This is a genomic window from Nocardia sp. NPDC055029 (assembly GCF_053608525.1).
Window position 1 is genome coordinate 181,933 of the sequence record NZ_JBSGVQ010000001.1, and the last position, 6,531, is coordinate 188,463.

General features: G+C 67.9%; 9 protein-coding genes. 7 read left to right on the forward strand and 2 right to left on the reverse strand.

The features are described from left to right. Positions 1-29: 29 nt before the first annotated feature. Positions 30-512 (reverse strand): YbaB/EbfC family nucleoid-associated protein, encoded by a 483-nt coding sequence (locus ACWF9G_RS00725; protein WP_452512605.1) that lies wholly within the window; start codon positions 510-512, stop codon positions 30-32. A 54-nt stretch (positions 513-566) separates the two neighbouring features. Beyond that, a complete protein-coding gene (locus ACWF9G_RS00730; protein ID WP_452512607.1) occupies positions 567-881 on the reverse strand; it encodes a hypothetical protein in 315 nt (104 codons plus the stop codon). 137 nt (positions 882-1,018) lie between these two features. Here ACWF9G_RS00730 and ACWF9G_RS00735 point away from each other — a divergent pair, with 137 nt between their 5' ends. From ACWF9G_RS00735 to ACWF9G_RS00765, 7 genes are all read left to right on the forward strand, one after another. Beyond that, positions 1,019-1,375: a hypothetical protein gene (locus ACWF9G_RS00735; protein WP_452512609.1), complete on the forward strand. Its 357-nt coding sequence runs from the start codon at positions 1,019-1,021 to the stop codon at positions 1,373-1,375. 30 nt (positions 1,376-1,405) lie between these two features. After that, positions 1,406-2,104 carry a hypothetical protein gene (locus ACWF9G_RS00740; RefSeq protein ID WP_452512611.1) on the forward strand — a complete coding sequence of 233 codons (699 nt, stop codon included), beginning with the start codon at positions 1,406-1,408 and terminating at the stop codon, positions 2,102-2,104. Then, positions 2,101-2,640 (forward strand): hypothetical protein, encoded by a 540-nt coding sequence (locus tag ACWF9G_RS00745; protein WP_452512613.1) that lies wholly within the window; start codon positions 2,101-2,103, stop codon positions 2,638-2,640. Before ACWF9G_RS00740 ends, ACWF9G_RS00745 begins: the two co-directional genes overlap by 4 nt. 156 nt (positions 2,641-2,796) lie before the next feature. Continuing rightward, a complete protein-coding gene (locus ACWF9G_RS00750) occupies positions 2,797-4,758 on the forward strand; it encodes a hypothetical protein (protein ID WP_452512614.1) in 1,962 nt (653 codons plus the stop codon). Next, positions 4,755-5,552, forward strand: coding sequence for an ESX secretion-associated protein EspG (locus ACWF9G_RS00755; protein ID WP_452512616.1), 798 nt, complete (start codon positions 4,755-4,757; stop codon positions 5,550-5,552). The genes ACWF9G_RS00750 and ACWF9G_RS00755 overlap by 4 nt, the downstream gene beginning before the upstream one ends. 141 nt (positions 5,553-5,693) lie before the next feature. Beyond that, positions 5,694-6,008, forward strand: a complete 315-nt coding sequence (locus ACWF9G_RS00760) for a hypothetical protein (RefSeq protein WP_452512619.1) — start codon at positions 5,694-5,696, stop codon at positions 6,006-6,008. A gap of 20 nt (positions 6,009-6,028) precedes the next feature. Further along, positions 6,029-6,511 (forward strand): YbaB/EbfC family nucleoid-associated protein, encoded by a 483-nt coding sequence (locus ACWF9G_RS00765; RefSeq protein WP_452512621.1) that lies wholly within the window; start codon positions 6,029-6,031, stop codon positions 6,509-6,511. The last annotated feature ends 20 nt before the right edge of the window (positions 6,512-6,531 follow it).

Below are 6,531 nucleotides of genomic sequence, written 5' to 3' on the forward strand. Positions count from 1 at the left end.
GCGACCCCCGCCTGCGCGGTGCGAGCTGATCACCAGGCGGACTCGGCCGCTTCCGGCAGCGCGGTGAATCGCACTGTGCCGTCGCCGGGTTCGCTGTCGCGCCGGCGCGCGCTCGGCGGGGTGACCGGGGCGCGCGGGGGTTCGGGGATCATGTCGTGCACATCCGGCATCCCCGGCAGGTACTCCGAGAGACGCGGAATGCGCGCGTTGTCGGCGCGCAAGGTATCGAGCAGATCCTTGGTCTTGCGGTGCATGGCGGCCGCGGCGTCCTGCGTCGCCGTGGTGACGGCGCGGGCGATTTCCGGATAGCCGAGATCGTCGATGTTGTCGGCGAAGCGAACCTGGATGACGACGTTCTCCGCGTTGACCACCACGCTCACCCGGCCCGCCGCCGCCGTCGCTGTCGCGGTCAGTTGCGACTGCTCCTGCTGGGCGCGGGCGATGGCTGCCATTCCCTCGCGCACGGTGTCGGCCAGATCTTCCAGCTGGGCCCGTGCCGCCTCGTTCGCCATCGGTTACTCCTACCTACGCGGTCCGCTGTGGTGCTGTGTTCGACGGCGGCCCGGTCAGCGGAAGCTGGCCTCGCTGGCGTTCTCGCCGGTCTGGAACCGGTTCGCCCCATCGATCAGAGCCCCGGAATAGGACTGCAGCAGAGCGACTTTCGCGGCGACGACCGCCTGCAGGTTGGTATCCGAGGCGCGGTATCCGTGCTCGCCCTCCGCGAAATTCTCACCGAATTCGTCGGCTCCCCAGCGCCCCCAGTGCGCCGACGAGGCGGCGGTGACCGTGGCGAGGATGTCGCCGATCCGGCTCGCGAGGTCGTCGAGATCGCCACCCGTGCCGCGCAGATTACTGATGTGGACCTTGACCGGATCAGTCATCTCGCACCTCGACTCGTCCTGGGTGTACCGGATTCGATCATTACATGAATTCCCAACCATGCCAACGCTAACGGAATATTAACGACAGGGGTTGCCGGTCCGGTACGGCGGATCAGGTGACATGGCATGCTCGGTGCATGGCCCGCACAACCTTCCACGGCGACATCGAGACGGACAGTCACGAGGCGATGATCGCGCTCCTGCGTGACTGGCTCGTGCGACCCGAGCTGACGATGGCCGTGCGGCGGACCGGATACGAAACGACCTACCGCGACGACACCATCGAGGTGTACTGCCACGAGGCAGGTGCGCCCGGCTCCGGCGATACCTTCTATCTGCTCGAGGGAATCGTGGAAGCGGAACCGGCCAGGGCGGCGGAGCGGCTGGCTGTGCTCGCCGGTGCCTGCCGGGGAGCCGGGCTGGACTGCTCCATCGAATACGCCGAGGCCGACGCCACGGGCGCGGCGATCGGTGTGGAGTCGACCATCGAGTGAGGTGGGCTAGGGTGCGTGGTCGGAGGATGGATGACTGAGGTTCCCGGAGCCGACGCGGAACTACGCCGGCTCGGCCGAGTGCTGCTCGGGCAGGTGCGGACCATCGCCGCCCAGGTCACGCCGGCGGCGGTGATCCCCGATTCCGTGCTGCCCGATACGCCCGAGGTCGCCGAATGGACCGAGCCGCTGCGCTATCGATTCGCGCTCCGGGCGCAGACCGGCCTCGACGCCGGGGTCTCCGCCGACGAGGCCGTTCGCCGCGCCGTCGAGGCCTTCTCCGCCGGTGGGTTCGACATCGCCGAGGAACGTCGTGCCGGCACGGTCGCGGCGCGGGTCGTGGTGACCGGCAGCCTTGCCGGGTTCCGGATCGACGTGCGGGTGTGGCCCGCGACCGGCGATGTCGTCTACGCCGGCGTGACACCGGCGGTGGCCTTGCGGGCCCGACGAGCACCGGAGCTCCCCGACCCCGTTCGCACGGCGGAAACGGTCGAACCGGATCATGTGCTCTGTTACGAATGCGACGGGCTCGGCTGGTGCCCGGCGTGCGGTGGCCTCGGCTGGGTACTCGATGACGCCGGACTGCGGCGAGCGTGCCCGGAGTGCCGGGAACAGCGGGTCTGCCCGATCTGTCTCGGCGCCGGTCAGTTACAGATCGCCCGGTTACGCCCGGCTGAACGGGCGTTCTACCCTGAGCTCGCCGCGCCGCCTGCACGAGAGGACGAGTCATGACAACGGTATTGCGGCTCGCGCGGACGAACGCCGAGGCCCGCCTGTTCCTCCGGCTGCGGGCATGCGAAACGTGTGGTGAGCGGCGGTGTGAATTCCGTAGCGCGGTCATCGAGGCCGACGGGCCCGCCAGCAGATACACCGGTGAGTGCGGATCATGTGGTGAGCGGCGCGAATACGTGTTCCGGCTGCCAGACCAGATCTTGCCGCCGCAGGCCGAGCGGGTGCGTTTCGGTGGCGACGAGCCCTCGCAACTGCTCGATCCCGGTGAGTGGCTGCACTATTCGCGGATCTGCGCCGACCAGGCGGGGCCCGGCGACGGCGAGTGGACCGCCGCGACCAGGCACGCCGTGGCGACGGCCGCGGCCGCGGTCGAGGAAGTGCTGAAATTCATTCCGGTGGCCGAGGCGTCGGTGCCCGCCGCCGCCTTCGGTTCCGCGCGGGGGCGGGCGATGTTCGCCGCCGAGCCGGGAAGTTTCGACCGCGACCGGCTCGAAGCTGTTCGCGACCACTACGAGGGGCAGCTGGCGCGGCGGTAGCCGCCGACCGAAGCTGATGCGCCGGGGCGGCGGATGTGGTTGGCTGGAAAAGGGTTTCGACGCGAGTTTCACTCGCCGTCCACCCCGCCGTAAACACTGCTGCATACGGTGTTTCGCGCGAGTGTCGTCGATTGGGTAAGCCGAGGAGTGGCTGGCGTGGTGGAGAAGTCTCCGTGGGAGGGCCTGGCCGGAGCAGGCAAGGTCCGGATTGATCCGAAGGTCGCCACGGACTGCGCCAACGCCTGCGCGGCCATGGTGTATCAGGTGCGTGGATATCGGGACGCCGCCCTGGTCGGTACCTTCAGCTCGCCGATTCCGTCCCATTTCGGTGGCTTCGGCTCCGGCGACGAACTGGCGCGCCGATTCTCGACCAAGGGCACGGAGCTCATCGGTGTCCTGGATCAGCACATCGCCTCGCTGACGGCGATGGCCGACATGTTCCGCGACTCGGGGCTGGCCTACATCGAGAACGACAAGGGCTCCGAGGGCAAGTTCAAGGCCCTGGAGGACTTCAAGGTCGGCGGCGGAACGGTCGAGTACGCCCCGCCGAAGTCGGTCGAGTACAAGGACCCGAAGCTGGCCGACAACAGCCTGCATCAGCCGCAGAACGGCTTGAGCCCGATCAAGGTCGAGAACTCGGACAAGCTCGAGTACGGCGACCTGATTCCGTTGGGTAAGACGATCAATGCTCAGCCGATCTTCGACGCGGGCAAAATGTGGGCCGACATGGCGAAGTCGCTCGACACCGAAATCGGTAAGGACGGTGGGCTGGAAAAGACACTGGCCAAGCTCACCAAGGACGGCTGGGAGAGCCAGGGGGCCGACTCCGCCCTGGAATCGATCGGCAGGTACGGAGCCAACGTCAAAACCTTGGCGAAGGAGATGACCTGGGTCGCCAACAACTACCTGTACTCATCGCAGTGGCTCAGCCGCACCAAGGCAGCGATGCCTACCGACGCGCAAACCGATGGGTGCGACGATGACATCCAGCCTTACCGGGACAAGTTCGACGAGATCTACGTCACCGGTATCTCCGTGTCCGACACCGGTTTCCCCGTCTTCACCCTGCCGCTCAAGCCCGGCACTTTCGATGTCAGCCAGGCCGGGAAGCCCAAGGGCGGTGGCGGCGACGGAAAGGGCGGCGGCGACGGAAAGGGCGGTGGCGGCAGCGGGTCGGGTGGCGGATCCGGAAGCGGCGGCGGCACCGGCGGTGGTGGCACCGGGGGCGGCACCGGTGGTGGCACCGGTGGTGGCTCCGGCGCAGGACCCGGTTCGGGGACGGGCCTGAACAAGGGCTTGCAGGACGTACTCGACCAGCAGACCCCCGCCGAGAAGGACGCGGCACAGAAGGACGCGGCCCAGAAGGCAGCGGCGCTGCAGGCAGCCCAGCAAGCCGCGCAGCAGGCACAGCAGGCGAACCAGGCCGGCGGGAAGTCCGGCGCTGGAACCGGTTCCGGCGGATCGAGTGGTGGCGCCGGATCCGCCGGCTCGGGAAGTACCGGCTCGGCAACCGGACAGAGTGGATCGAGCGGCACCGAAGCGATCACGTCGTTGGTGAGTGCCTTGTCGCAGGCGATAAGCCAGGGCCTGCAAACGGTTCCGTCCATCATCGAGGCCATCTCGCAGTGGCAGACCGCGCAGCAACAGGCAGCGGCGGCCGCGCAGCCGGACGTCACCGGGTTGCTCCAGCAGTACCCGGACGTGGCGGCGGTGATCGGTTCGACGCCCGCGTTGCAGCCGCTGGCTCAGCTGCTGGGGATTCCGGTCACCACCGATCCGGCGGCCCAGCCGGCCGCGGGGACCGAACCGGCGAGCAGCTCCGCGCAGGGGGCGGCGGCGCGGCTGTTCCCCCGCGCGTCGATTCCCGGCATGGACCCGTTGTTCACCCCGATGATCGCGGGTAACGGCGGTGCCGACGACGGGGTCGCCGCGGCGGCGAGCGCGCCGGTCGGTGCCGGGATCGGCGGTGACGGGTCCGGTGACGGGTGGAGCGTGAGTTATCCGGTTATCGCCGCGGCTCCGAGTTCGGAGCCGCTGGTCCGGCTGACTCCGCTTCCTGGCGATGAGGACGGCGCGGCCCAGTCGGCGATGCGCGCACAGCCGGCGGTCGAGTCGTGACCCAGCGATGGGAGTTCACCGATCTGGAATTCCGCGTGCTGTGGGAACGCATCATCGGCAGGCGGTCGATGCCGGCGCCACTGCGGTTTCAGTCCAGGACGGAATACCTGGATGACTACCAGCACGAGAAGTTCCAGCTGTGGCGACAGCTCGAGCACACCATGGATCCCGCGCTGCGGGATGTGCTGCCGGTTATCGCACGCCCGGAAGTTCAAGTGCGTGTGCTGAGCTGGTGCGACGACGATTTCCAGAACCCCGCGAAGTGGGTGCGCGCCCGCGCCGCGCGACTCGGCGCGCATGGCTACCTGATCACCCAGCGACCCGGGGAGACCGTGAATCACGCACGGGGATACGACATCTCGGATTGCGGGCCACGTGGCATCGCCGACGCGGTCGTCGGACTGCTGCCGCCGACGCAGGCAGGCCGGCTCCCCGCGATTCCCATCGTCGTCGACGAATCCGGCGAGCCAGACGACGATATGGGCATGTCGCTGGTCACCGAGTACGCCGATACCTCCGAGGCGGCGCGGAGTGGGAAGTTCCTCAACACCCCCGCCGACCGGGCGGGCGCGATCGTCATCGATCAGATCCATTCGTCGTTCGGTCCCCGCGGTCTCGTCCGGCGTGCGCTGGTGTGGCGCGACCTGCCCGGCGACGGCAGATACGTGGTGGCCCAACCGAGTGACGCGCCGGTCGCTGTCGGGATGAGCCCGGTGCAGCTGGCCAAGCGGATCGACAAGATCATCGACGAATTGCTGGCTCGTACCGAAAGTCAATGGGAGAACGCGTATTAGCTGATCGGACCACTCGGTGAGCTACCGTTGACGCGCCGGGTGTTAACCGTTCGTACATGATGATGTCGATTGCGGGTGGGATCGTCGCATGATGTGCGGAACCGGCGGCCTGCCGGTGCGGATACCGGTGGAGGAGGCGAAATGGCCGACAAGGTCAAGGTCTACGAGGATCTGTTGCGCAAGGCCGCGGGTAAGACCGGGGACGTCCGCGATCGGGTCAACGGTGTGCTCGACAACCTGGTGAACTCACTCGATGCCCGTGGCGAGCCGTGGGGCCACGACACCACCGGAAACGCCTTCGCCGAGGGCGAGAGCGGCTACAAAGCCGGGCGCGACGGCTTGCTGGAGAGCGGCCGCAATGCCGCCAAGACCATGGACAGCTACTCCGATGCGCAGACCACGGCCGCGGACAAGTTGCGCGACATGGATCTCGAAGGCGAAGGTAACTTCCGGTGACCAGGGATCGGCGGCGATAGATGGCGAACGAATCCGCGCGGGCGACTATGGAGTCCGCGCTAGCAGGCCTGCAACAGCAGTTCAAGAACATCACCCGGGTCCAGGAGGAGCGGGCGCAGCTGACCGCGTCGGCCACGGTGCGCAAGCGAGTCACGGTGACGGTCAATGCCGACGGCACCGTGATCGAGACGAAGTTCTCCACCGATATCGGTGATCTCGGCTACTCCGAGATCGCCAAAGCGGTGACCGAGGCTGCCCAGCAGGCCGCCGCCGAGGTCGCGCGCCGTTCGCAGGAACTGCTCGAGCCGATGCGCGATCAGCGGGCCAGGCTGCCGAAGCTGTCCGAACTGATCGCGGGCATGCCCGACCTCCAGAGCGAGATGCCGGTCCTGCCCGAAGTATCCACCGCCCCACCGAATTCGCGGGAACGGCGGGACGCTGCCGGGTCCGACGGCTCGTCCGAGCACACCGCCCACCGAGGTGTCACCGACTCCAGTTGGTGAGCCGGGATTTGTGAGCAACG

Bases quoted from the DNA above. Each gene is read 5' to 3' on its own strand.
- ACWF9G_RS00725 (WP_452512605.1), bottom strand. From the start codon at position 512: ATGGCGAACGAGGCGGCACGGGCCCAGCTGGAAGATCTGGCCGACACC.
- ACWF9G_RS00740 (WP_452512611.1), top strand. From the start codon at position 1,406: ATGACTGAGGTTCCCGGAGCCGACGCGGAACTACGCCGGCTCGGCCGA.
- ACWF9G_RS00765 (WP_452512621.1), top strand. From the start codon at position 6,029: ATGGCGAACGAATCCGCGCGGGCGACTATGGAGTCCGCGCTAGCAGGC.
- ACWF9G_RS00760 (WP_452512619.1), top strand. From the start codon at position 5,694: ATGGCCGACAAGGTCAAGGTCTACGAGGATCTGTTGCGCAAGGCCGCG.
- ACWF9G_RS00735 (WP_452512609.1), top strand. From the start codon at position 1,019: ATGGCCCGCACAACCTTCCACGGCGACATCGAGACGGACAGTCACGAG.
- ACWF9G_RS00730 (WP_452512607.1), bottom strand. From the start codon at position 881: ATGACTGATCCGGTCAAGGTCCACATCAGTAATCTGCGCGGCACGGGT.
- ACWF9G_RS00745 (WP_452512613.1), top strand. From the start codon at position 2,101: ATGACAACGGTATTGCGGCTCGCGCGGACGAACGCCGAGGCCCGCCTG.